We start from the raw sequence: 23,345 nt of genomic DNA, 5'->3' as shown, positions 1-23,345 counted from the left end.
CATGGATTATGTGATTGAGCCACAGGAAAGACCTTCAGTCCGTGTTAGTGATGGCCGCCTGTTTCCGGTGCGGCGCATCTTCTGCATCGGCCGCAATTACGCCGATCATGTGCGCGAGATGGGCGGTGATCCGAAAGCCCAGCCGCCGGTGTTTTTTACAAAGCCTGCGGACGCGGTTGCCGCCGATGGCTCGGTGATCCCTTATGCGCAGGCGACGGACAATCTCCATTTTGAAGGGGAGCTTGTGGTTGCGTTGAAATCCGGCGGCAAGAACCTGGATGCGGCGGGCGCGCGGGACGCGATCTTTGGTTACGCAGCGGGATGCGACCTGACCCGCCGCGACCATCAGGCGAGGGCGAAGGACGCCGGCGCCCCATGGGACACCGCGAAAGCTTTCGACGCGTCTGCGCCGGTTGGAGAGATTATACCGGCGGTCGACGCTGGCGATCTTTCAAAGGGCCGCCTGAAAACCATTGTCCGCGGTGAGACGCGCCAGGATGCGCCGCTGGCGCAAATGATCTGGTCGGTTGAAGACATCATTGTCGCCTTGTCAGAACAGTTCGAGCTGAAAGCAGGCGATCTTATCTTCACCGGCACCCCGGAAGGGGTCGGCCCGCTGGAGCGGGGCGATGAAGTTGCAGTCGAAGCGGGGCCGTGCCGTCTTGCCTTCCGGATCGGTGCATGAGCGTTGAAACGCAAAAAGCCGTGACGGCGATTGGCCCGCGGATGCAGGGCCATCTTGCAATGGCCCTGTTCGCTTTTCTGATCTCCATTTCGTTCTTTATCGGCAAGCGCGCCGCGCCGCATATCGATCCGGCGGCGCTGACGGCCGTGCGTTACGTGATCGCCATCCCGCTCCTCGGCGTTCTTGCATTTCTGTTTACGCCAGCAGCGGAACGAAGCGCCATCATGCGGCCGAAAGCCTTGTGGCGCTTTCCTGTTCTGGGCGGGCTTATGGGGATTTATTTTATCCTTATGTTCGTGGCGTTGCGTCTGACGAGCTCTGTCTCCACCGGCGCGGTTCTTACGCTCATGCCGCTGATGACGGCGATTTTGAGTTTTTTCATCCTGCGCCAGAAAGCTGGCGTGACCGTCTTGGGAAGCCTCACCCTTGCCGCGCTTGGCGCAATCTGGGTGATCTTCCGCGGCGACCTCAACGCCATTCTTTCCTTCGCCATTGGCAAAGGGGAGTTGGTGTTTTTGTTAGGGGTTCTGGCGCACGCGTTGCACAATCCTCTGGTCAGAAAATTCAACCGCGGCGAGTCGACGATAGTTTTCGCCCTCTGGTCCGCGATCGGCGCGGGCGTCTGTTTGTTGGTCTTCGGCGCGCCGGCGTTATTGGAGACAGACTGGGGGCATTTGCCTTCGGTTGTCTGGGTGTGCATCTTTTATCTTGGCACCGTTGCAACCGCAGGATCTTATTTTCTCCTGCAATTCGGCCTCTTGCGCATCCCGGCGGCGAAAGCCAACGCCTATATGCTTTTGACGCCAGGCTATGTGATCTTGATGGAAGGGCTGGCCGGTTCCGGCTGGGTCGCCCCGCAAGTCATGGCTGGCGCGCTTGTGACCCTCATCGGCCTTGCCATTCTTATCGCCTCGCCCGAAGTTTGATCCATGGAACAAGACGCAAAAAAAGACCGCTATAAAGAGACGGCGAAAGAGATCGCCGCCGTCATTGACGGCGAGGCGAATGTGATCGCGCGCATGGCGACGGTCTCGAACATTCTCCATCACGCCTTCGACCACTATTTCTGGACGGGGTTCTATCTGGTCGATCCGGAAAAGCCGGAAGAACTGGTGATCGGCCCCTACCAAGGCACAATGGGCTGCCTGCGCATTCCTTTCGGAAAGGGCGTATGCGGCGCGGCGGCGGCGCAGCGCAAGACGCAACGCGTTGAAGACGTTCACGCCTTTCCCGGCCATATCGCCTGCGACGCGCGCTCGCTATCCGAAATCGTCGTGCCGGTTCTCGACAAGAAGGGCGGACTGATCGCGGTCTTCGACGTTGACAGCGATCAAAAGGCTATGTTTGACGAAATTGACCAACAGGCGCTCGAAGCCATTATTGAACAGAGCTTCGGAGAATAACGCGCCATAGAGGAGGGGACCTCATGAGGAACTTCACCAAACACGCATTGCAGGCGATCGCCATCGGATCGCTTTTCACACTCGGGGCCTGCGCCCCGGAAAACACCGGGCGCGTCGTTTCTGTTGAGGCGCCGCAAAACGCAATCGACAAGGACCATCTCAAGCGCATTGACGCAGTGCTTCAGAAGGAAGTCGACGAGGGCGTGCGCGCAGGTTTCGTCGCCGCGGTCGTCACGCGCGACGGTGTCGCCTATCAAACCGCAGTGGGCGAGGCGGACCCGTTCAATGATACGCCCATGACACTGGACACGCGCTTTCGCTTCGCGTCCATGACCAAACCCATCATCTCCGTCGCTGTCATGCAGCTTGTGGATCGCGGGATCATCAACCTCAACGATCCGGCGGGGCTTTATATCGATAGCTATAATGATGCGCGTGTCGCGACGTCCCGGGATTTAAACAGCGATGGCGAGTTCGAGACGCGGCCGGCGTCCCGCCCCATTACGGTGCATGACCTGCTCACCCACATGGCGGGCATCGGCTACGGCTTCACGCAGAATACCGACCTTGAGAAAGCGTATTTCGACGCCAATCTCTTCAACACCGACGGAACCTTGTGCGAGCGCATCGACCAGATCGCCGCGGTGCCGCTGCTCCAGGATCCGGGGACGAAGTGGGATTACAGCTATTCGATTGACGTTCTTGGCTGCCTCATTGAAGTCGCGACCGGCACACCGCTGGATCAATATCTAAGCGAGAATATCTTTGAACCACTCGGCATGACGGAGACTGAATTCTTCATGGATGAGGCGGATCTCGAAGACCTCGCCCTCGTCATTGAGTTTGATGAAAACGGCGAGATGGTGCGCTCCGGCGGAACTGATCTGGCCCAGGGGATTAACGACGTCCCGTTCGGCGTCATGTCTGGCGGCGCGGGGCTGTTGTCCAACGTCCACGATTACACGCGCTTCATGCGGATGCTGTTGAACTATGGAACGCTTGACGGTACGCGCATACTGTCCCCGCAGACCGTGCGCCTGATGACTTCGGATCACACACCCGAAGAAACGCGGCCGCCTTACTGGCTTGCGTCCGGCACATCCTTCGGTCTTGGCGGATCGGTGGTGCTGGAGCCCGGTTACACTGGTGAGGTCGCGGCCGCCGGCGATTGGGGATGGGCCGGTTACTGGGACACCTGGTTTTCCATCAATACTGAGCTTGGCGTCGGTTACATCACCTTGTCTCAGGCGCAGCCGAATCCATACATCAAGCCATCGCGGGCGCGCTTCGGCGTCAAAGCCATCGCCTATAGCGCGTTGGAAGACTAGACGCGCTTAATCGTCATCGTCGTCATTGATGCGGCGGCGCTCGCGTTGATCGGCGCGCAGTGCTGACTTCGCGTTCTCGATAATCCTGCGCAGGTGGATCGGGTCGTCGAGATCTGGGAGTTCAATGACGCCGACCCCCGTGCCGCGCAGGACCAGCTTGCCGTAACTCAACAGCCGTCCCCAGATGGATTGATGCAGGGTGATTTCCTCAATTTTGTTGAGGCTCACTTCCTGCGTGTTCCGCGAAATGAGGCCGGTCTTGTAAACAAAGCGATAGGTCGTCACGACGATTTCTGTTGTGATCAGAATGATGAGGTGATTGATCAGAATCAGCGAGCCGCATGCGCCCGCGACGCCGGCCGACCACCACGCCACTTTCAGCGATTCATAAGGACGCCCCGCGGCGAACTGAATGTAGAAAATCAACGCCAGTGACGCAGCGCCCAACGCAAACCACATCATGGGAAAAAAACTGTAGGTCCAGTTGAAGTTGGCGCGGTGAATGACCTCTTCGCCCCCGGCCAGTGTCTTATCAACATACCCCATGTTCGTACTTCCCCATTCCAGTCTTATTGTTATCCCCGCCGGAGCAAAAACCGCCCGTCCATGACTATATAGGCGATGTGGGACGGATCGAAAACGCTGGTTTGCGTTGAAATGACGAGCTTTCGGGGATAAGACGCGGCGCTGTTCCCCTCCTGCAACGAAAACACCCTCAAGGAGCCTCAAGGCTATTTATGGCGAAATATCAATATATCTACTTCATGTCGGGCCTGTCGAAACAATTCACCGGCGGCAAAAAGATATTGGAAGACATACACTTACAGTTTTTTCCGGACGCCAAGATTGGGGTCGTCGGGGTCAACGGCGCGGGTAAGTCGACGCTGCTGAAGATCATGGCCGGCGTGGACAAGGAATTTAACGGCGAGGCCTACGCCGCTGACGGTGCGAAAGTCGGTTATCTGGCGCAGGAGCCGGAGCTCGACAACGCAAAAAACGTCTTTGAAAACGTCATGGAGGGCGTTGGCGAGATCAAGGCGAAGATCGATGAGTTCAACGCTGTCTCCATGGAGCTCGGCGAAAACTACACCGACGAGTTGATGGAGAAGATGTCGAAGCTGCAGGAAGAGATTGATGCGGCTGACGGCTGGGACATTGATTCGAAAATTGAAATGGCGATGGAGGCGCTGCGCTGTCCGCCGGGCGATTGGCCGGTCGAAAAGCTTTCCGGCGGCGAGAAACGCCGGGTGGCGCTGGCGCGGCTTCTATTGTCAAAGCCTGACCTTTTGTTGCTCGACGAACCGACCAACCATCTCGACGCAGAATCGGTCGCCTGGCTGGAGCATCACTTGCGCGAATTTCCGGGCGCCGTTGTGCTCGTCACGCACGACCGGTACTTTCTCGATAATGTCACGGGATGGATTCTTGAACTCGACCGAGGCCGGGGCATTCCGTTCGAGGGCAATTATTCCTCATGGCTCGAACAGAAGCGCAAACGCCTGGAGCAGGAAAAGCGCGAAGAGAGCAATCGGCAAAAGTCTCTCGACCGCGAGTCGGAATGGATCAAGGCCAGCCCAAAAGCCCGGCAGGCTAAATCCAAGGCGCGCATCAACGCTTATGACGAGCTTCTCAACAAGGCTTCGAAAGAAGACATCAACACAGCCCAGATCCAGATCCCGCCGGGGCCGCGTCTTGGCGGCGTCGTCATCGAGGCTGAAGATCTCAAAAAAGGGTTCGGCGACAAGCTGCTGTTTGACGGGCTTTCCTTCAAACTCCCGCCGGGCGGCATTGTCGGCGTGATCGGCCCTAACGGCGCGGGCAAAACAACACTTTTCCGCATGCTGACAGGCCAGGAAACGCCGGACGAGGGCGCCTTGCGCGTCGGCGACACGGTGAAGATGGGCTATGTGGATCAAAGCCGTGAGGATCTCGATCCCAAGCACAATGTCTGGGAGGAGATTTCCGGCGGGCTTGACGTGATCCAGCTTGGCAAACGGGAAATTCCGTCTCGCGCCTATGTCGGCTGGTTCAACTTCAAGGGCGGCGATCAGCAGAAAAAAGTCGGCGATCTGTCAGGCGGGGAGCGCAACCGCGTACAGCTCGCCAAGATGCTGACCGAGGGCGCCAACCTTCTCCTGCTCGACGAACCGACAAACGATCTCGATGTGGACACATTACGAGAACTTGAAAGCGCTCTCGACGATTTCGCCGGCTGCGCCGTGATCATTTCACACGACCGCTGGTTTCTCGACCGTATCGCCACCCACATCCTCGCCTTTGAAGGCGACAGCCATGTGGAATGGTTCGAAGGCAATTTCGAAGACTATATGGAAGACAAAAAGCGCCGGCTCGGGGCCGACGCTGATGTGCCGAAGCGGATCAAATACAAGCCGCTAACACGCTAATGCGCTAACTGGTGCAGTTATCCGGTTCGCCGTCGTCATTCGGGTCGTCACACAGCTGCACCTTGGTGGATACGCGCGGCCAGCGGATTGTCGTCCGGTCAAATACGATCGGCGTCGACATCACATGGTTCGTGATGCTTGGCACATAGGTATAGGTCATCTCGACCACGACCAGAGAACCGACGCTGCTTAGAACGTCTTCATTGTCGAGAGTCGTGTAATAGTCGCCGGCCGTATAGGGCGTTGTGCCGTCAGAAGCGCGGCTCCAATGAACGATCGGATCGCCTTCGGAATCCCGCACGACCGAGACAAGGCGCAATGACATGCCGGAAGAATCGTTGGGCTCGACAATCGATTTCACCCCGTCAAAGAGATCGTCCATATCGTCATCGATCAGGAACTCCGACTGGGCGGTGAGGTCTGCGAGCGTGTTTGCGGAAATCGCCACCTTGCGGTTTACCGTCATGGCCGTGGAAGCTTCCACAAGGCCGAAAAAGAGCAGCACCAGCACCGGCAGCAGCATTGCAAATTCCGTCGCCGCCAGACCGCTTTCGTTCCGGCGAAGCCCTGTGACTGTATTTCTGATACGGATCATCATGGGGAAGCCTCGATCAATCGTCGCGGTCATTGAGCTCATAAGGCTCGTTCCGGAAAATGGATGTGGAGATCAGCCGGCGCTTATTGGTGCCCGGTTCGGACAGATTGAGGCCAATCGCCGGGTTCAATGTCGTATAGAGATAGCAAATCCGGAGCCGGACGATCTCAAGCTCGCCGCCTGGATTGAAAGGAATGGCGGAAACGTCATCCGGCGGGGCGTCGGCGCATGTCGCCGGCGAGGTATCCGCTGCAAGCGCCGAAAAGGAGGCGTAGGTGTCAACCTCAATCGTCAGGCGGTTTGTGCAATCGCCAAAGGTGCTGAGGACGTCGCAAATATCCTCATACATCTCATCGAACTTGTCATCGAGATCGCCGAAAGACTTTTGCACCTGACCCGTCTTGATGCGGCGTGCCGCATCGCCGACGGTCGCATCGACAACGGAGTTGGCGAAAAAGAACCAGCCGACTTCAAAGATCGAGAACATCATCATCAGGAAGATCGGCGCGATGATGGAAAATTCGACCGCAGTCGAGCCGCGGGAATCCTTTCCGAATTCCCGCCGCGCTTTGCGCTCCGCCCAATTGAGCCGTGACTTTGAGAACATGGCTCCAGCTTCCCTATTTACTGATATGCAGGTTCACGAGGTCGGCGGCGATTTCACCGAACGCTTCTTCAAGGTCCTCGCCATCCGCTGCGGCCTGGAAATAAGGTCCGATCGGACGTGTGGCGCAGGCCTTGAACACGGCTTCCGTCGAAGAGCTGTCGAGATCGAACATGATCGTATAGATCAGATAGCCCTCTTCCTTCATCCGGTGACAGATGCGCAAGAGCTTGTTGTCGATCTCGTCCACCATCTCGCCGGTTGTATTCATACCGTCGCCCATGCGCTCTTCGCTGGCGAAACCGTAAAGCCCGAGAGATGAGCCAGTGTGCGTGTCTCGATAGCCGACAGTGTTCTCACCATCCGTCATGATGACGACTGCCTTCTGCCATTTCTCATAGTCAGGATCGCCGGGGCCGATGCCTTCTTCAAAAGGCGCCTCTGGCGACAGGATGCGCCAGCCCCAGGCTGCGCCATGGGCGGAGTCCGTGTTGCCGTTCGGCGTCAGGCTGTCGACATATGTTTCAATCGTCGAGCGGCTTTCAGTCAACGGCAGGATCGCCGGCGGGCAGTTGAGATTGGGGCCTCTGCTGCTGGTTACGGACGGAGACTGATCATATTTGTATTTGTAGGTCTCTGTCGCACTGTCCCACCAGCCGACATAAGCGTTGCGAAGGATATATTCGTCCGAATCCGCCTCGCTGCTGTCGTCGCTCGCCGTGATGTCGGTGTCATACCAATCGCTGACGCCAAGATTTTGCATGTAATCGCGCCATGCGATTTGCGAAGCAGACAACCCGGAACCGCCCAGCGTACGGAACTCCGCAACGATCTTGGCGTAGCGGCCCGTGGGCTCGCCGCCATTGAGGCCGATATATTCTTCATCGTTGACGAAGTCCTGATTGTAATAGGAATCGGACTGGCCGTCATAGGCCGGGTCGGTGAACCAGCTCCGCCAGTAAGCTTGCGTGAAAGGCGACCCGCTAATGTTGAAGGTCTCACTGTCGGTCCAGTAGGAATCGCCGTGATAATAGGGGCAGCGGCCATTCCAGTCGGCGTCGCAATCAGGTTCATCGCCGTGGAAGCTGGGCACCCATCTGGAGTTATTAGCGTCGGTCAGGACAGCATTCGCAACGGAATAGTCCGGCGCGTCGTCAAAGGCGTCGTAATTGCGCACATCCTGTGGGTTAGAACTTCCGGAATAAGCCGATGGAATGTCCATCGCCGCGTTGATGTCTGATATGGACATGGAGCCGCCCGGCGAAACGTCAAGCTCATCGAGCGGGTAGGGGCGCGCTTCAACGCAGCCCTGCCAGGAGACATTGGCCACCGAATCGAAAAGATCGAAGTGGTTCACCTTGCGCGTCACGTCGACTTCGCCGTCCTCACCCACATGGATGAAACGCGCGCCGTGATAATACGCCTCGGCGTTTGTATCGGCCCAGCTATTCGACCAGCTCGATGCGCCGCCTGCATTCACATAAGCGTTGAAGGGAACAACACCGATCTTGATATTTCCTGTGGTGTCCTCCTCGCCATACATCACGTCAAGCATGGTTTCGACGGCTTCTTTGAGGCGATACATTTTCGTCTGATCGTCACCGCTGGCGTTCCAGCCCATGGAGCCCGTCACGTCGAGCACAAGCGCAAGCTCAACCCGGCCGGAGCCTTTCTTGGTGATCTCGACGCATTTGCCGATATCCAGATCGTGAATGCCCGCAACGCCGAGAAGATAGGTTTCAATCTTGCCGGTAATGCAGGTGATGATGACGGCATTGTTGTCGAGGCCGAATTCGATGTTCCAGCCCGGCTCCAGCGTGTGTTCGTAGTTGAAGTTGGCTTCGAAAAACTTGCGGCCATATTCCTTCAATTGGGCGTCGGTCAGGTCAGGATCTGTTGCGTTTAACTGCGCGAGCGCCAGTGACGCGGCGTCCATGGATTCCACCATGTCAGCGCGCACCGCATTCCATCGGGTGTAATCGACGGCGCCGCCTGCGAACAGGAAGAGGACCGTCGCCATGAAGGCGAACAGAAAGAAGATGTTGCCATCTCTGTTGCCTGCGAAACTTTTGATCGTCGGTCTTAGATCGAAAGGCGAACGCTTCGCCGATTTATCTTCGCCGACTACACCGGTATCTCTAACCAGCATAGGGAACTCCCCGAAACGCTACTGATGCACACGCCAGATTGCGGGGATTGACGTTAAAAGGAAGTAAGGAAACGTGGTTAAGCGGCTGGTAATTGTTAAAAATGAAATGATGGCGCCGGACGCCAGTTGGCGCGCGAATGAGGACCTTTCCCGGATCGGAAAAAAGCTTGAAAGTAAGTTTAACCGGCGTTCACAACTTGTAGACAGGCGCCCTTTTTCTGGTTGACGCGTCTCGTGGTTAATGATGACGATGCCGCCATCAACAATCAAAATATGAAAGACGGGGGCTTTATGAAGAAGGGTTTTGCCGCGGCGATCGCCGTTTCGCTCATGTCGGCGGCGCCGGCGGCGGCGGAAACCATTTACCTGACCGCAGGCCGACTGCTTGATCCGGTGTCGGGCCGGTTCACCGAGGCTCCGGCGCTGGTGATTGAAGACGGCAAGATCTTAAAGGCTGGCACGGCCTCGTCTCTTGCGGCGCCTGAGGGGGCGACGGAGATCGATCTGCCGGGCAAGACGCTGCTGCCAGGGCTCATCGACATGCATGTGCATCTGACCGGCGATCCCACCAAAGGCGGCGGATATTCGATCCTCGGCTATCCGAGCGAGCGCTTTGTCATCTGGGCTGTAAACAACGCCAACAAGACGTTGATGGCGGGCTTCACCACAGTGCGCAATACCGGGTCAGACGGCTACGAGACCCTGGCTGTGCGTGACGCCGTCAATGAAGGGGAGATTCCGGGCCCGCGCATTTTCGCCGCCGGGCCGCCGGTCGGCATTGTGGGCGGGCACTGCTCCGACAACAACTATCTGCCGCCGGAGGAAGAGGCGACGGGCCTTGGCGTCGCGACGGGTCCCTGGGAAATGCGCGCCAAGGTGCGCCAGAATATCAAATACGGCGTCGACCTCATCAAAACCTGCTCTACCGGCGGGGTTTTCTCCAAGGGAACGCTGCTCGGGGCGCCGCAGGGCACGCTGGAAGAACTCACCGCGATTGTCGAGGAAGCCCATATGCGGGGGCTTAAAGTCGCTGTTCACGCGCATGGGAATGTCGGCATCAAGAACGCGATCCGCGCCGGTGCAGACACCATCGAACATGCCAGTTATCTCGATAATGAGGCGATCAACCTCGCCAAGCGCAATGGCGTTTATTTGTCCATGGACATCTACAACACTGAATACACGCTGTCAGAAGGTGAAAAGAACGGCGTGATGCAGGAATCGCTCGACAAGGAGCGACAGGTTGGCGGCGTTCAGCGCGAGAGTTTCTCCAAGGCGGTCAAGGCCGGCGCGAAAATGGTGTTCGGCACAGACGCGGCGATCTTCCCCCATGGCGACAATGCAAAGCAGTTTTCCCGCATGGTCCAGTTCGGCATGACGCCGCTGCAGGCGATTCAGGCCGCGACCAGCGTTGCGGCCGAAGCCCTAGGGAAATCCGGCGAGCTTGGTTGCGTCTCGACCGGCTGCGCGGCGGACATCATCGCGATTTCCGGCGACCCGCTGTCTGATGTCTCGGCGCTTGAAAGCGTCGATTTTGTCATGAAAGCAGGCGGAGTATACAAAAACGAGTAGAAACCCCTCTTAAATCCATTAAAAAACAAATGGATAAGAGCTTAATCGCGCGTAACATCTGAAATTCCGGCGCTGGCGGCGGCTTTGCCGAAAGCCCGTAAATGGGGCCGATTTCATTGAACATCGGGCCTGAATCCGTGTTATTAACCATATTGGAGCGACCGGCACGGAGGGGGAATATGACGAAGAACATCAGCAGGACAATGATCGCGGCGGGGGCCGCGGGCGCAGCCGCGCTTGTGATGGCGACGCCGGCCATGGCCGGACGCTGCGGGCATTCTTACGCCGTCGACGCGCCGACAACCCTCGCCAAGGTGGCGCGCGCCTGCAATGTGTCGCTTTCCGCGCTCAAGGAAGCCAATACGGGAGTCGATCCCGCTTATGTTCGCCCCGGCGAACATCTCGCCGTGCCGGACGAAATCGCAAGCGCGACGGACGTTCCTTCAGGCGGCGCCAATCTTGGCGTCGATAATGGCGGTTATTCCGCCCCGATTTATCGGTATGCGGAATATACCGAACCTGCGCCGAAGCCTGCGAAACCCGCGGAGCCGGTTTACGTCTCCACCTCGAACGACCCCTATTTTGTTCAGGTGAGCTATACGGCGCCGTACATCGCTGACGATGAACGGCTGAGCTATCAGAAAAAATCTGCGGCGCGCATTCGCAACGCCGGCGTCATCCGGACAAGTCCGGTGAATATATCTCCCATGCGCTCTTATGCGCCGGAAGCGGTGACGATCTCGTCGAATACAGACCTTGTGACGGGCGAGCCCGTATCGCCGCTGATGGAATGCGCCGTCCTGCGCCGTCAGCCGAGCGGCAAGATCGAACAGGTGCGTGAATTCAAGCCGGTGCCGGAAGGCCGTGAAACGCCGGCGCATTGCGCTGAAATCACAGATGTTTCCATGGCTGCGCCGCTGAAAACAGAGCAGCGCATCACGACGAGTGACTTCCTTCATTCGGAATTTGAAGCGATATCGCCGGACGCCGTCTTCACGGTGCTGAAAGGCTATGTGGTCAGCGCCGACGCGGAGTGCATCACCTTGCGCACAGACGACAACATGGTCTGGCGCTTGGGCGTGCCGCTGGCGCCGGTCGAAATGCTGGGCAAGGACGCGACGATCTGGGCGGAGCTGACGGATGCGCCTCAGTGCGGCGGGCTGGTGATGAACCGCGCCGTCTACGCCGAACGCGCCGAATAGTCGTACTGTTTCATTTCGCGTGGCAAGCGGGGGCCTAACAGCACCCCCCGCTTAATGCGACTTCTTCAGTATTTTCGCCGAAAGGAGAGCTTGTCCCGCATCCCGGAAAAATGCCGTAATGGGTTGACCAGTCGCCAATGAAGTCGAACCAGGGCGCAAAGCGTGATTCTTTCAGCATGCGGAATGTGTTGCCGCACACGGCGAAGACTCGCCCTTTTTCAATGACATGGTGATTGTCGAGCGTGAAGGCTTTTTCACTCTCAGGGACGCCGCCCTTATAAACAACCGCCTGTCCATAATCCTCGCAGGCCGGCTCCAGCCCGTCGATCCGAAACAGGCGGTAGGTTGCGGAATGGAATTTTGCGGGCTCCAGTTTTTCGCGCAAATCAGCGTTGTTGATGGCGAGGGGGCGATCGGTGACAAGGCGCGGGTCGGCGAAACCGGCGCGCTTCGCCATGTTCAGAAAATCGTTCCAGTAAAGCGCGCCGCCAAGGCATTCGCCCTGCGCCGCCGGGTCGTGACGTAAGTCCTCGGCGAGCCGCCGGTCTGCATAGACATCGGAGAAATAGAATTCGCCGCCAGGCTTCAGGAGCTTATACGCAGCGCGGAAAACCGCTTCCTTGTCTTCAACCAGATTGATCACGCAGTTTGAGACAATGACATCAAAAGAGGCGGGGGCGAGATCGAGATCGCCAAGACGTTCGATATCACCTTCAAGAAAGCGGACATTGGCGTAGCCGAATTTATCCGCATGCCAGCCTTGATGCTCCCGCGCTACGGCGAGTTGTTCCGGCGTCATATCAACACCGATCACGTCGCCATCGGGCCCGGCGAGTTGGGCGAGTGCGTAGGCGTCCTGGCCCGAGCCGGAGCCAAGATCGAGAATACGTGCGCCTTCAAGCGCCAGCGGCGCGATCAGGCCGCAGCCATAATATTTCGCCCGCACTTCGGGGTGAATATTGGCGAGTAATGTTTTTAAATAGGAAGGCGTGTCCGCGATTGTGCAACAGGCGTCGGTCTGCAAATCCGCCGAAGAGGTCAGCACCTTTCCGTAATAGTCTTTCACATTATCCTGTATTTTCATGCGGCCCTCTGCGATTGCCTCTGCACTTGAAAGACGCTTGTTCGCGCATATTGGCGGCGGGGGCAATCATATGGGGCTTTGCCGCGCGCAGATGTGATCCGCCGGAGACACAGGCAGGAGACATAGGCAGGAGACATAGGCAAAAAGCCCCCGGCCGGTCTTGTTTCTGTCATTTTCCTGCTACGATAGGCGTTCATGATGGCGCTGGTTCATCAGGAGCATGCATGCCAGTAGCAGAGTTGAGGTCGAAGATCCGGCGCAAAGTTGAGGACCGCCTCGACCGGGCGGCGCAGGTTTATCTTGATGATCGCGCGCTTGCGCGCGCTGACTTTTCCGCGCCGGCGGGTGAGGCGTCGCTATCATCTCCGGACTCCGTTTCCTGGCGGATTTTCAAAAATCCGGTGACGCTGTTTATCGGCGGCGTTGCGGCGGTCATTCTGGAACTCGCTGAACCGCGCGTGCGCTCCGGCGTATGGGAGCATTCAAATTTCCGGAAAGATCCGGTGGGGCGGCTGAAACGGACCGGGCTCGCCGCCATGATTACGGTTTATGGCGCGCGCAGCGAAGCGGAAACCATGATCGCGCGCATCAATACTGTCCACGACCGGATATCGGGCGTAACCCCGTCAGGCGCACCCTATCACGCAAACGATCCGGAGCTTCTGACCTGGGTGCAGGCGACGGCGGCGTTTGGTTTCCTCGAAGCCTACAGCGCCTACGCCTTCCCCTTAAGCGATGCTGACCGCAATCGTTATTACGCAGAAAGCGTCAAGGCGGCAGCGCTTTACGGCGCTTCGGCGGCGCCGCGATCGCTCGCAGGGCAGGAGGCCTTGTTCGATGTCATGACCTCAAAGCTTGAGGCCTCCGACATCGTATTTGAATTCTTGACCATCATGAAAAAAGCCGAAGCCTTTCCTCAACCGGCGCAGATCGCCCAGCATTCTCTGGTGCGCGCCGCGGTCGAGCTCGTTCCGGGAAACATCCGCAGTATTCTGGGTCTCGACAGGCGGTATGGGCTGAGGCCGTTCGAAGGCAGGGTCGTTAAGCGCATGGCCCGGCGGGCTGACCGTCTTGTCCTGCGATCGGGCCCTGCGGCGACAGCCTCCCGGCGGCTCGGTCTGCCTGATGATTATCTTTATCGCCGACCATAACAGGATGTTCCTTTTCGGGACACAATCACCGGCAATTTTCAGAAATCTGCGGGCAAAAGTTTAGCCTCGGTTAATTTATTCTGCGTAGATGTATCGATCTCTTTCGGGGAGAGTCATGCGCATCACGCAAAAAGTCTCGCTTGCGCTTATCATGGCGTTCACCGCACTCTGCGCGCTGCTTTGGGCGGCGCTGCAAATGAGTGTCGCGCCGCAATTCACTGCATTTGAATTGCAAAAAGCTGAAGACAATTTTGAGCGCGCCCAAAATATTCTCGACCGCGAGCTTAATCAGCTTGAAGCCTATCGGCGCGATTACGGCGTGTGGGATGACGCTTATGAATTTTTAACGGGCGAATATCCTGAATTTCTCGAAGAGGAATTGCCCCTGTCCCTGCTTCAGGAACTTGGCCTCAACATCTATGTGTATTTGAGTGAAGACGGCGCCCTTATCGACGGCGTCGCCATAGACGGGGCGATGGAACATGAAGTCGGCATCAACGCCTATGCGCCGTCTCGATTTAGCGGCTGGCGCGGGTTCCAGGCGTCTTTGACGCCAACGGATGCGGTGCAGTCGGTGATCGAAACAAGCGCCGGCCTGATGCTTGTTGCTTATGCGCCTGTCACCAATACCGATGGAAGCGGCGCTTATATAGGCCATATTCTCACCGGACGCATTATCAACGAGGCGTTTGTCGCCGATCTGCAAAAACAGACCCGTGTTGAAATGGAAGTGACGCCGCTTATGGGGAAGCCCGTGGCGGCGGCTGCGATGAAGTCTGTCGTCAGGGCGGACGGATTTGTCACTGTCTCCGCGCCGATCATTGGTGTTGATGGCGCCGCTATCGCCATGCTGACGGCGCGGACCCCTTGCGACATCACAGTTATTGGACAACGCACGATCCTTTCAACATTTGTTTTTCTGGCAATCGCGGCGTTAATTTTTATCGCCATCGTCAGTGTGCTTTTGCGTAAACTCGCGATCCATCCCATTGAAAAGCTGACGGCGATCATGAACGACGCCGACGCCGAAAAACTTGTGATTGTCGATGACCTCGCTGATCGTAAGGACGAAGTGGGCGTTCTTTATTCCACTTTCACAAACCTTCTCTCCCGCATCGACGATCATACGCGGCAACTGGCCAATGCACTGACAGCGGCTGAATCGGCTGAACGCGCCAAGACTCATTTTTTGGCGAATATGAGCCATGAAATTCGCACACCCATGAACGGCGTCATGGGCATGGCCGATCTTCTCGCCAGCACGAAACTCACAGAGACGCAAAAGGGATTTGTCGACGTCATCGTCAAATCGGGCGACGCCTTGCTGACGATTATCAACGATATTCTCGACTTTTCCAAACTCGACGCAGGCATGGCGTCACTGAGCCCTGCGCCTTTCATTCTTGCGGATGTGGTTGAAGATGTCTCGGCGCTGATCGCGGCGCGCGCGGCGACAAAGAATGTAGAGCTTGCGGTCAGGGTCGATCCAAAGCTGCCTTACAGTTTTGTCGGCGATGCGGGACGGTTGCGCCAGATTCTGATCAATCTCACCGGCAACGCCGTCAAGTTCACGGACAAGGGATATGTCCTGATTGATGTTTCGCCGGCTTCCGAGGCGGATGAAGAACGGGTGGCGCTGAAATTCTCCATCGTCGATACGGGTGTCGGCATCTCGGAGCACAAACGGGCGGATATTTTTGAAAAATTCAGCCAGGCTGATAATTCATCGACCCGCGCGCATGAAGGCACGGGGCTCGGTCTCGCTATCGCCAAGGCGCTGGTCGAACTTATGGGCGGTGAGATCGGCGTTGAATCGACCCCTGGCGCAGGATCGACATTCTGGTTCACCATCGCTCTTGCGGTGAACACGAAAGATCTGCCGGAAACGGAAGAATATGAAGACGCCGCTGGCGCGCGCGTGCTGATTGTTGACGATAATGGCGTGAACCGCCGCATTCTGGAAGAACAGACCGCGGCCTGGGGCTGTCCCTCCCAATCCTGCGAAAGCGGCGCCGCAGCGCTGACGCTTTTGCGGGAGGCGGCGAAGAGGAATGCGCCTTTCGATGTGGTGATTATGGATTATCACATGCCGGCCATGAACGGCGCCGAAGCGGTTCAGCTCATTCGTCATGATGAACAGATCGCCTCGACGCCCATCGTGATGCTCACCTCGGTGGATCAGGCGAGCGCGGGCGATCACTTTGCGGATATCGGCGTGAATGCCTATCTCACCAAACCGGCGCGTTCTTCGGTTTTACAACGGGCAATATCAGGCGCGCTTCACGGAACAGCCACATCAACAACGACAGCCGCGCCGCAAATATCGGACACGCCCGCGCCCGCGGCGGCTGAAACGGATAAGCGCGTCGATGTGCTTGTCGCCGAAGACAATGAAGTCAACCGGCTCGTGATCTCTCATATCCTGACAGGGAGCGGTTACAGCTACGAGATGGCGGTGAATGGCCGGGAAGCTGTAGAAAAGTTCAAGACGCTGAAGCCCAGGATCGTTCTCATGGATGTCTCCATGCCCGAGATGAACGGGCATGAAGCGACCGCCGAGATTCGCCGGATTGAGGCTGATGGGATGGCGCACACACCGATCATCGGCGTCACGGCCCATGCGGTGAAAGGCGACCGTGAGGAATGCCTGACCGCCGGGATGGATGACTATGTGCCCAAGCCCGTCTCTCCGGCGACGCTCACGTCAAAGATCGCGGAGCATCTCGCTGCCGCGGCCTCGAACGCCGCCTAAACGCCGTCAATGCAAGACCGTGCGACCCGCCGGTAGGAAACATCCGACTGCATGGTCATGGCGCGTCCGCCGGCAAACACCCGAAGCGGCCCTTGCGATTGCGCCAGCTTGTGAATGAAGGGATCATTGGCAGGCAGCGCGCCTTCACTCATGGGCAGACCGTCGCCATTGGCCTCCATCATCACTGTCTGGGCGCCGTCAGCGAATTCGACTGAAATCTCGCCGACATCACGATTGGCGTGTTGAAAGACGACCTGTCCCTGGCGGCAGGCAATCACAAAAAGCGCTTCGCTGCGCGGCGGACCAAAGCCCGCCCATGGATAGCCGTTACTGTCCTTGTAAAACCATTCGCCGGGAGCCGCTTCGGCCATTTCGGGTTTGTCTTCCGGCGCAGGCTCTACTTTCGCGTCGAGCTTTTCATCGCCGCCCCGTTCGCCGCAAGCGGCGACCGCCGCTGAAACCATCGCGAGCGTAAGGATCTTCAATCTGGGTTTGGAATTGTCCATGATGACCGAACATGAGCGCCGTTCGTTGGTTCCCATGTCCGGCCCTGAAAAACTGTCCTATTCTTGGTCAGTTAGCAGCAATTCTACTGCGATCGCTTCAACCGCCATGTCGCCATTCATCTCCACGCCATCGGAAGAGGCGAAAATAATCACGCCGTGATCGGCGAAATCCGACCAGTTGGAAATGAAATGCGGATTGCCGCCATTATGCCAATAGACCCGGCCGAATTGCGGGTGATCGTCGACCACCATACCGTAGCCCGTAAAGGTCGGCGCGCCTTCGCCCTCGCGGACCATGGGCGTCTGCGCGAGATTGACGGCGGCGTTCGAATGCAGTCTGCGCGCTGTGAAGGCGCGACGAAAGGCGATCATGTCTTTCGCGGTGATGATTATGCCGCCATTGCCGATCAACGCCCAGTGAGAGCGCCCGCCCCAGCTCGCCTTGTCGATGGTTTCGCCGTCAGCCGTCACCATCGAGCGGGCAGGGTCGAACACCGCCTCATAACCAATATCCGGCGTTTCAATATCGCCGAGCAAATCTTCGCGAATATAGCTTTCATAGGTTTTGCCGCTGAGCTGTTCGATAATGGCGGCGATCAGCGAATAGCCGACATTGGAATATTCGTAGGCGGTGCCCGGTTCAAAAAGCAGCGGCGCCGCAAAGGCGCGTTTCAAAAATTCGTCCTTCGCCAGATAGTCGAGATCTTCACCCACAGCCGGCGGCAGCCCGGCGGAATGCGTCAACATTTGGTGGACCGTGATCCCCGCTTTGTCCGCGGGCGCATCCGGGAAGAAATCCCTCAGCCTGTCCGACGTCTGAAGCTTGCCCTCGTCGATCAGTTTCAGCGCGGCGGCGGCCGTGAAGGTCTTTGTTATGGAACCGCTGTCGAGCTGGGTCGTCTCGTCAGGCGCGCCGCTGGCGGCCCCTTCGCCGAAACCGGCATAGACGGGCGGTTCGCCCTCATAGGCGATGGCGATCACGCCCTTGAAGCCCATTTCCTCTAATCTAGCTTTCGCCGCTTCAATGCGTTGCGCTTTTTGATCCGACTCGATGGCGGGGGCGGCGTCCTCGGCGGCGCAGGCCGTGATGGGCGAAAACGCCAGACACAGTGCGGCGAGCCGGTGGAGCCACGCGATGCGGCGCCGGAGGGTGGGTTGGTTCCCTGTTTTCATTGACCTATCCTTGGCTGTTTGGGGGTGGAGGTTGATTCTGGCAAACTTTGGCCAAAATCCGCGCCTGAAGTCCTGAAGAGATGTTTCGAGATATTCATGACCGTCACGGATCTGCCTGCGCCTGAGATGAAACCCGCCCTTCCTTACGGGGCCTTGCGCCTTGGCGGGGCGATTTATCATCCCGAGGCGCGCCAGCTTGAGGCCAATGGCGAGAGGCAGCTATTGGAGCCGCGGCTTGGCGATTTGCTGATGCGCCTCGCCAGCGCCGGGGGGCCGGTCTCCCGCGAGACGCTGCTCGACGATGTCTGGGGCGATGAGGGTTCGGATGAGGCGCTGACCCAGGCGATTTCGAAGCTGCGGCGGGCGCTTGGCGACACCAGCCGGCCCTACAGGATAATCGAGACAGCGCCCAAATATGGCTATCGGCTGCGTCGCGATGAAACAGACACCGCCCGGCAGATGACGCTGTCGGATGAGACGTCTCATGAAGCTGGGGAAAGTTTGGGGCGCCCCGCGCTGACGGTCTTGCTGGATCATCTTCATAAACACCGTTCGTTTCTGACGGGTGTTGTCACCGGCGCGGGCGGCGTCACGGTCCTTGCCGCGCTCTGGTTGGTGCTGAATGGCCCGGGCGAGATCGAGCAGGAAATTATCTGCCCCGAACAGGCGAGCGGGGCGGAATGCCTTGAAATCGTGAATGCCGTTTTGGAGCAGGGGAAATAGGCCCTCCAGAGAGGCGTTAGATTGCCTCTCGGAGCCAACCGGCCTATGGAAGCGCCTGTCAGTGAACAGGAATTCTCAAGGCCCCTTATGACCGCGATCACCCCGGAAATCGTCGCCGACCACGGTTTGAAGCCTGATGAGTATGAGCGCATCAAGGAACATATGGGCCGCGAGCCCAATCTCGTGGAGCTCGGCGTGTTCTCGGTCATGTGGTCGGAGCACTGTTCTTATAAATCATCGCGCCGACATCTGAAGAAACTGCCGACATCGGCGCCCTGGGTGATTTGCGGGCCGGGCGAAAACGCCGGCGTCATCGACATTGGGACGGATAAAGACGGTGTGCCGCTCGCCGCCATCTTCAAGATGGAAAGCCACAACCATCCGAGCTTCATCGAACCCTATCAGGGGGCTGCAACCGGCGTCGGCGGCATCATGCGCGACGTCTTCACCATGGGCGCGCGACCGGTCGCCAATATGAACGCGCTGCGCTTTGGCGAATGGGACCATCCGAAAACCCGTCACCTGGTTGGTGGTGTCGTTTCCGGCATTGGCGGCTATGGCAACTGCATGGGCGTGCCGACGGTTGGCGGCGAAACCAATTTCCATCCCGGCTATAATGGCAACATCCTCGTCAACGCCATGACCGTGGGCGTCGCCGAAAAAGCGAAGATTTTCTATTCGGCCGCCCGCGGCGCCGGAAACCCGGTCGTCTATGTCGGCTCGAAAACCGGCCGCGACGGCATTCACGGCGCCACCATGGCCTCCGCCGAATTTGATGACGCCTCGGAAGAAAAACGCCCCACGGTGCAAGTGGGCGATCCGTTTACGGAGAAATTGTTGCTCGAAGCCTGTCTTGAACTGATGGCGTCTGACGCCATCGTCGCCATTCAGGATATGGGCGCAGCGGGCCTGACGTCCTCTTCCGTTGAAATGGCGGCGAAAGGCGGCGGCGGCTTTGAGCTCGATCTCGATCATGTGCCCCAGCGCGAAGAAAACATGACCGCCTATGAGATGATGCTTTCTGAAAGTCAGGAACGCATGCTCATGGTGCTGAAGCCGGGCCGGGAAGACGCCGCCCGCGCGATCTTCGAAAAATGGGGCGTCGATTTCGCGGTGATCGGCGTGACGACCGATAGCGGGCGTCTCGTCATCAAACATCAGGGCGAGACCGTCGCCGATATGCCGGTGCCGCCGCTTGCAGACGACGCGCCGAATTACGACCGGCCTTATGAGCCGCAGCCGAAACCGGCGCCGCTCGCTGATCCGGCCGTTTCCTATCGTGAGGCCGAGGCGGTCCTCCGGGCGCCGGGCAAGTCCGAAGAAGAAATGCGAACCATCGCCGATGCGCTGATCGCTGACCGGCTTTCAGACGGCGACCTTGTCGATGCGATCGGCATGACCGTCACGGCCGGAGAGGCGCGGATTTACGCCCGCTCGAAACCGGAAGGCGTCAGCTTTTCCGGCTTTGAGGAGGCGGCGCGCAATCTCGCGGCCGGCGGCATGGTCGAGACTGCAGAAGTAGAACAGTGCGAGGAGCAATTGTCGCTCGCCGATGCGCCGGGCGGCGACACTATGCTGACCGCGCTTGCCAAGCTTATGGGAACGCCCGATCTCTGCTCGCGCCGCTGGATCTGGGAGCAATATGATCACACCGTCATGGGCGATACGGTGATTTTGCCGGGCGGCGACGCCGCGTTGGTGCGCATTCATGACACTGCCCGCGCGCTCGCCATCACGACGGATGTGACGCCGCGCTATGTAAAGGCCGATCCCCATGAGGGCGGCAAGCAGGCGGTGGCGGAAACCTATCGCAACATCTGTGCGACCGGCGCCGCGCCGCTCGCCATCACCAACTGTCTCAATTTCGGCAATCCCGAACGTCCGGAAATCATGGCGCAGTTTGTCGGCGCCATTGAAGGCATGGCCGAGGCCTGTGAGGCGCTCAACTATCCGGTCATTTCCGGCAATGTGTCGCTCTATAACGAGACCAACGGCGCTGCGATCCCGCCGACGCCGGCGATTGGCGGTGTTGGCGTTCTTGAAGATGTGACGAAGGCTGTGCGCGTCGGCGGCGCGGAAGCCGGTGAAGAACTGATCGCCATTGGCGTGACGCGGGGCTGGCTTGGCCAGTCGCTCTATCTGCGCGAACTTTTTGACAGGGAAGAAGGCGCGCCGCCGCCGGTCGATCTGGAGCTTGAGCGCAAGACCGGCAAATTGGTCCGTAAGCTGATCGATGAAGGGCTTGTGACCGCCTGTCACGATGTCGCCGATGGCGGCCTCCTCGTCGCTTCCGCTGAAATGGCGCTCGCCGCGGGACGCGGCCTCAATCTCACAACGCCGGTGAAAGCGCGCAAGGCCGCCTTCTGGTTCGGTGAGGATCAGGGGCGCTACCTTGTCGCCGCGGCGCCGGCTGCCGCCGACACGCTCTTGCTCAAGGCGGCCATGGCGGGTGTGCAGGCGTCCAAAATCGGCCGTTTTGGCGGGCCGGACCTGCTCCTCGATAACAGGGACGCGCTGTCGCTCCTTGATTTGTCTGATATTTTTGAATCTGCGCTGCCTGACTACATGAAGGGGCCGCTAAAGCAGGAGACGACACCCATGCCCATGGCCGGAGACGACATCAAAAAGCTGATCCTTGAGGCGCTGCCCGACGCCGAGATCGAACTGGAAGACCTCGCCGGCGATAATGACCACTGGCGCGCGCGTATTATCTCATCGGCCTTTAACGGCAAGTCGCGCGTGCAACAGCATCAGCTTGTCTATCGCGCCCTCAAAGGACGCATGGGCGGCGAGCTTCACGCGCTGGCGCTGGAGACGGAGGCTAAGGAATAGGCGTCGAAACGCACTCCCGACGCGACGAAGCGAGTTGCTCGCCCCTCCGGCTGCGCTACCAATAGGGCTGAGACAAAAGGGGCGGCGAATGCGAAACACAGTTTTGGTGACATATGGCGTCATGGCGGTTGCCATTGCGCTGGCGGGGTGCGCGCAAGAACAGGCGGACAAGGAAGACATTCCGTCCCTCATGTCCGCCGCCAATGTTTCGGGGCTCGCCATCGCAACTATCGACGATTGCCAGCTTGATGACATCGCTTATTACGGCGTCGATGACGTCGAGACCGGTGAGGCGGTCGACGCCGACACCATCTTCGAAGGCGCCTCGCTGACCAAGACGATCTTTTCGGTCATCGTCAATCAACTGGCGGATGAGGGCGTCATCGATCTCGACGAACCGCTGGCGGCGAGTTTCGACTATCCGCGCGTGACGGATAAAGACGCTTACGCCAAGCTGACGCCGCGCATCATTCTTGAACACCGTTCCGGCTTTCCAAACTGGGCGAGCGATCCGCTCGACCAGGAGACATGGGGCGAGATCGCGTTCAAATATCCGCCGGACACTAAGTTCGGCTATTCCGGCGAAGCTTACCAATTGCTGCAAGCTTTCGTCGAAGCAAAAACCGGCCAAAGTCTCGACGACCTTTTCGAACAACGCCTGGGCGACGTGATGGCGAAAACATCACTCTCCGCGTCGGGCACTGCCGCGTTTGCGTTCGGACATGACAAAGACGGCGGCAAGGAAAAGGGACGCGCCGTGAAACCATCGCCGCGCGCCGGCGCCGCCTATTCAGTGCTCACCAATGCGGAAGACTATGCGCGCTTTCTTGTTCACCTGTGCGATGGGGCGGGGATGAGCGAAGATGCGCGCGGCGACATGCTGCGCCCGCAATCGCCGACAGACGATGACGATATTTCATGGGCGCTGGGCTGGGGTGTTCAACTGTCAGGTGATGCCCCAATCTATTTCCACTGGGGCGACAATGAGCAGTTCAAGGCGTTCGCCGTGTTCAATACTTCGAGCCGTGATGGCGTCGTTTTCTTTGCGAACGCGATGAATGGGCTCAAATTGATTGAACCTTTAGCCGAACCTGTCGTTGGAGACGTCACGCCGATTGCAGACTGGCTTGATTACGGCCGTGTTGGAGAAACCGCCGCGGAGTAGGGCGCTTGCCCCCCTC

Annotated in this window: 19 protein-coding genes; 12 read left to right on the top strand and 7 right to left on the bottom strand. The window is 58.4% G+C overall.

All coding sequences use genetic code 11. From position 1 onward, the window contains the following. The first annotated feature begins 1 nt into the window (after position 1). The 4 genes from ACFC5L_RS10550 to ACFC5L_RS10535 are packed head-to-tail and all read left to right on the top strand — an operon-like array spanning position 2 to position 3,416. Positions 2 to 685: a fumarylacetoacetate hydrolase family protein gene (locus ACFC5L_RS10550; protein WP_375202979.1), complete on the top strand. Its 684-nt coding sequence runs from the start codon at positions 2 to 4 to the stop codon at positions 683 to 685. After that, positions 682 to 1,611: a DMT family transporter gene (locus tag ACFC5L_RS10545; RefSeq protein WP_375202980.1), complete on the top strand. Its 930-nt coding sequence runs from the start codon at positions 682 to 684 to the stop codon at positions 1,609 to 1,611. Before ACFC5L_RS10550 ends, ACFC5L_RS10545 begins: the two co-directional genes overlap by 4 nt. 3 nt (positions 1,612 to 1,614) lie before the next feature. After that, a complete protein-coding gene (locus tag ACFC5L_RS10540; protein WP_375202981.1) occupies positions 1,615 to 2,088 on the top strand; it encodes a GAF domain-containing protein in 474 nt (157 codons plus the stop codon). Positions 2,089 to 2,111: 23 nt separating this feature from the next. Beyond that, a complete protein-coding gene (locus ACFC5L_RS10535; RefSeq protein WP_375202982.1) occupies positions 2,112 to 3,416 on the top strand; it encodes a serine hydrolase domain-containing protein in 1,305 nt (434 codons plus the stop codon). A 6-nt stretch (positions 3,417 to 3,422) separates the two neighbouring features. Here the strand turns inward: ACFC5L_RS10535 and ACFC5L_RS10530 are convergent, their stop codons facing one another. Continuing rightward, positions 3,423 to 3,962 (bottom strand): PH domain-containing protein, encoded by a 540-nt coding sequence (locus ACFC5L_RS10530; protein WP_375202983.1) that lies wholly within the window; start codon positions 3,960 to 3,962, stop codon positions 3,423 to 3,425. Between the two features lie 191 nt (positions 3,963 to 4,153). Between ACFC5L_RS10530 and ettA the strand changes: the two genes are divergently transcribed. Continuing rightward, complete coding sequence (ettA, locus tag ACFC5L_RS10525; RefSeq protein WP_375202984.1) at positions 4,154 to 5,821, top strand: energy-dependent translational throttle protein EttA; 1,668 nt, start codon at positions 4,154 to 4,156, stop codon at positions 5,819 to 5,821. 4 nt (positions 5,822 to 5,825) lie between these two features. On the opposite strand, the gene ACFC5L_RS10520 is transcribed toward ettA, so the two are convergent. The 3 genes from ACFC5L_RS10520 to ACFC5L_RS10510 are packed head-to-tail and all read right to left on the bottom strand — an operon-like array spanning position 5,826 to position 9,169. Next, a complete protein-coding gene (locus ACFC5L_RS10520; RefSeq protein ID WP_375202985.1) occupies positions 5,826 to 6,458 on the bottom strand; it encodes a TadE/TadG family type IV pilus assembly protein in 633 nt (210 codons plus the stop codon). Further along, entirely contained in the window at positions 6,433 to 7,023 is a 591-nt protein-coding gene (locus tag ACFC5L_RS10515; protein WP_375202986.1) for a TadE/TadG family type IV pilus assembly protein, read from the bottom strand. Before ACFC5L_RS10515 ends, ACFC5L_RS10520 begins: the two co-directional genes overlap by 26 nt. 13 nt (positions 7,024 to 7,036) lie before the next feature. Continuing rightward, complete coding sequence (locus ACFC5L_RS10510) at positions 7,037 to 9,169, bottom strand: pilus assembly protein TadG-related protein (protein WP_375202987.1); 2,133 nt, start codon at positions 9,167 to 9,169, stop codon at positions 7,037 to 7,039. A gap of 291 nt (positions 9,170 to 9,460) precedes the next feature. Between ACFC5L_RS10510 and ACFC5L_RS10505 the strand changes: the two genes are divergently transcribed. Beyond that, a complete protein-coding gene (locus ACFC5L_RS10505; RefSeq protein WP_375202988.1) occupies positions 9,461 to 10,741 on the top strand; it encodes a Xaa-Pro dipeptidase in 1,281 nt (426 codons plus the stop codon). Between the two features lie 179 nt (positions 10,742 to 10,920). After that, positions 10,921 to 11,943 carry a LysM peptidoglycan-binding domain-containing protein gene (locus ACFC5L_RS10500; RefSeq protein ID WP_375202989.1) on the top strand — a complete coding sequence of 341 codons (1,023 nt, stop codon included), beginning with the start codon at positions 10,921 to 10,923 and terminating at the stop codon, positions 11,941 to 11,943. 34 nt (positions 11,944 to 11,977) lie between these two features. Here the strand turns inward: ACFC5L_RS10500 and ACFC5L_RS10495 are convergent, their stop codons facing one another. Further along, positions 11,978 to 13,027 (bottom strand): methyltransferase domain-containing protein, encoded by a 1,050-nt coding sequence (locus ACFC5L_RS10495; RefSeq protein ID WP_375202990.1) that lies wholly within the window; start codon positions 13,025 to 13,027, stop codon positions 11,978 to 11,980. Between the two features lie 224 nt (positions 13,028 to 13,251). Between ACFC5L_RS10495 and ACFC5L_RS10490 the strand changes: the two genes are divergently transcribed. Together ACFC5L_RS10490 and ACFC5L_RS10485 are read left to right on the top strand one after the other, a co-directional pair. After that, entirely contained in the window at positions 13,252 to 14,178 is a 927-nt protein-coding gene (locus ACFC5L_RS10490; protein WP_375202991.1) for an oxygenase MpaB family protein, read from the top strand. A gap of 115 nt (positions 14,179 to 14,293) precedes the next feature. Further along, positions 14,294 to 16,930 (top strand): hybrid sensor histidine kinase/response regulator, encoded by a 2,637-nt coding sequence (locus ACFC5L_RS10485; protein ID WP_375202992.1) that lies wholly within the window; start codon positions 14,294 to 14,296, stop codon positions 16,928 to 16,930. Here the strand turns inward: ACFC5L_RS10485 and ACFC5L_RS10480 are convergent. Both ACFC5L_RS10480 and ACFC5L_RS10475 read right to left on the bottom strand, forming a co-directional pair. Continuing rightward, positions 16,927 to 17,472 (bottom strand): hypothetical protein, encoded by a 546-nt coding sequence (locus tag ACFC5L_RS10480; RefSeq protein ID WP_375202993.1) that lies wholly within the window; start codon positions 17,470 to 17,472, stop codon positions 16,927 to 16,929. The two genes, ACFC5L_RS10485 and ACFC5L_RS10480, sit on opposite strands and share 4 nt — an antisense overlap. A gap of 21 nt (positions 17,473 to 17,493) precedes the next feature. Further along, complete coding sequence (locus ACFC5L_RS10475; RefSeq protein WP_375202994.1) at positions 17,494 to 18,609, bottom strand: serine hydrolase domain-containing protein; 1,116 nt, start codon at positions 18,607 to 18,609, stop codon at positions 17,494 to 17,496. A 96-nt stretch (positions 18,610 to 18,705) separates the two neighbouring features. Here ACFC5L_RS10475 and ACFC5L_RS10470 point away from each other — a divergent pair, with 96 nt between their 5' ends. The 3 genes from ACFC5L_RS10470 to ACFC5L_RS10460 all read left to right on the top strand — a co-directional run bounded on the left by ACFC5L_RS10470 (position 18,706) and on the right by ACFC5L_RS10460 (position 23,329). Beyond that, positions 18,706 to 19,332: a winged helix-turn-helix domain-containing protein gene (locus tag ACFC5L_RS10470; protein ID WP_375202995.1), complete on the top strand. Its 627-nt coding sequence runs from the start codon at positions 18,706 to 18,708 to the stop codon at positions 19,330 to 19,332. A gap of 87 nt (positions 19,333 to 19,419) precedes the next feature. Beyond that, positions 19,420 to 22,164, top strand: a complete 2,745-nt coding sequence (gene purL, locus ACFC5L_RS10465) for a phosphoribosylformylglycinamidine synthase subunit PurL (protein WP_375202996.1) — start codon at positions 19,420 to 19,422, stop codon at positions 22,162 to 22,164. Positions 22,165 to 22,252: 88 nt separating this feature from the next. Beyond that, on the top strand, positions 22,253 to 23,329 hold the full coding sequence (locus ACFC5L_RS10460) for a serine hydrolase domain-containing protein (protein WP_375202997.1): 1,077 nt from the start codon (positions 22,253 to 22,255) through the stop codon (positions 23,327 to 23,329). The last annotated feature ends 16 nt before the right edge of the window (positions 23,330 to 23,345 follow it).

Origin of the sequence: Hyphococcus sp. (genome assembly GCF_041986965.1) — a bacterium.
Taxonomy (GTDB): Bacteria; Pseudomonadota; Alphaproteobacteria; order Caulobacterales; family Parvularculaceae; genus Hyphococcus.
The sequence above is the reverse complement of the archived record's forward strand: the minus strand, read 5'-3'. Positions and strand labels throughout refer to the sequence as shown.

Bases quoted from the DNA above. Each gene is read 5' to 3' on its own strand.
- ACFC5L_RS10550 (WP_375202979.1), top strand. From the start codon at position 2: ATGGATTATGTGATTGAGCCACAGGAAAGACCTTCAGTCCGTGTTAGT.
- ACFC5L_RS10545 (WP_375202980.1), top strand. From the start codon at position 682: ATGAGCGTTGAAACGCAAAAAGCCGTGACGGCGATTGGCCCGCGGATG.
- ACFC5L_RS10540 (WP_375202981.1), top strand. From the start codon at position 1,615: ATGGAACAAGACGCAAAAAAAGACCGCTATAAAGAGACGGCGAAAGAG.
- ACFC5L_RS10535 (WP_375202982.1), top strand. From the start codon at position 2,112: ATGAGGAACTTCACCAAACACGCATTGCAGGCGATCGCCATCGGATCG.
- ACFC5L_RS10530 (WP_375202983.1), bottom strand. From the start codon at position 3,962: ATGGGGTATGTTGATAAGACACTGGCCGGGGGCGAAGAGGTCATTCAC.
- ettA (WP_375202984.1), top strand. From the start codon at position 4,154: ATGGCGAAATATCAATATATCTACTTCATGTCGGGCCTGTCGAAACAA.
- ACFC5L_RS10520 (WP_375202985.1), bottom strand. From the start codon at position 6,458: ATGAGCTCAATGACCGCGACGATTGATCGAGGCTTCCCCATGATGATC.
- ACFC5L_RS10515 (WP_375202986.1), bottom strand. From the start codon at position 7,023: ATGTTCTCAAAGTCACGGCTCAATTGGGCGGAGCGCAAAGCGCGGCGG.
- ACFC5L_RS10510 (WP_375202987.1), bottom strand. From the start codon at position 9,169: ATGCTGGTTAGAGATACCGGTGTAGTCGGCGAAGATAAATCGGCGAAG.
- ACFC5L_RS10505 (WP_375202988.1), top strand. From the start codon at position 9,461: ATGAAGAAGGGTTTTGCCGCGGCGATCGCCGTTTCGCTCATGTCGGCG.
- ACFC5L_RS10500 (WP_375202989.1), top strand. From the start codon at position 10,921: ATGACGAAGAACATCAGCAGGACAATGATCGCGGCGGGGGCCGCGGGC.
- ACFC5L_RS10495 (WP_375202990.1), bottom strand. From the start codon at position 13,027: ATGAAAATACAGGATAATGTGAAAGACTATTACGGAAAGGTGCTGACC.
- ACFC5L_RS10490 (WP_375202991.1), top strand. From the start codon at position 13,252: ATGCCAGTAGCAGAGTTGAGGTCGAAGATCCGGCGCAAAGTTGAGGAC.
- ACFC5L_RS10485 (WP_375202992.1), top strand. From the start codon at position 14,294: ATGCGCATCACGCAAAAAGTCTCGCTTGCGCTTATCATGGCGTTCACC.
- ACFC5L_RS10480 (WP_375202993.1), bottom strand. From the start codon at position 17,472: ATGGGAACCAACGAACGGCGCTCATGTTCGGTCATCATGGACAATTCC.
- ACFC5L_RS10475 (WP_375202994.1), bottom strand. From the start codon at position 18,609: ATGAAAACAGGGAACCAACCCACCCTCCGGCGCCGCATCGCGTGGCTC.
- ACFC5L_RS10470 (WP_375202995.1), top strand. From the start codon at position 18,706: ATGACCGTCACGGATCTGCCTGCGCCTGAGATGAAACCCGCCCTTCCT.
- purL (WP_375202996.1), top strand. From the start codon at position 19,420: ATGACCGCGATCACCCCGGAAATCGTCGCCGACCACGGTTTGAAGCCT.
- ACFC5L_RS10460 (WP_375202997.1), top strand. From the start codon at position 22,253: ATGCGAAACACAGTTTTGGTGACATATGGCGTCATGGCGGTTGCCATT.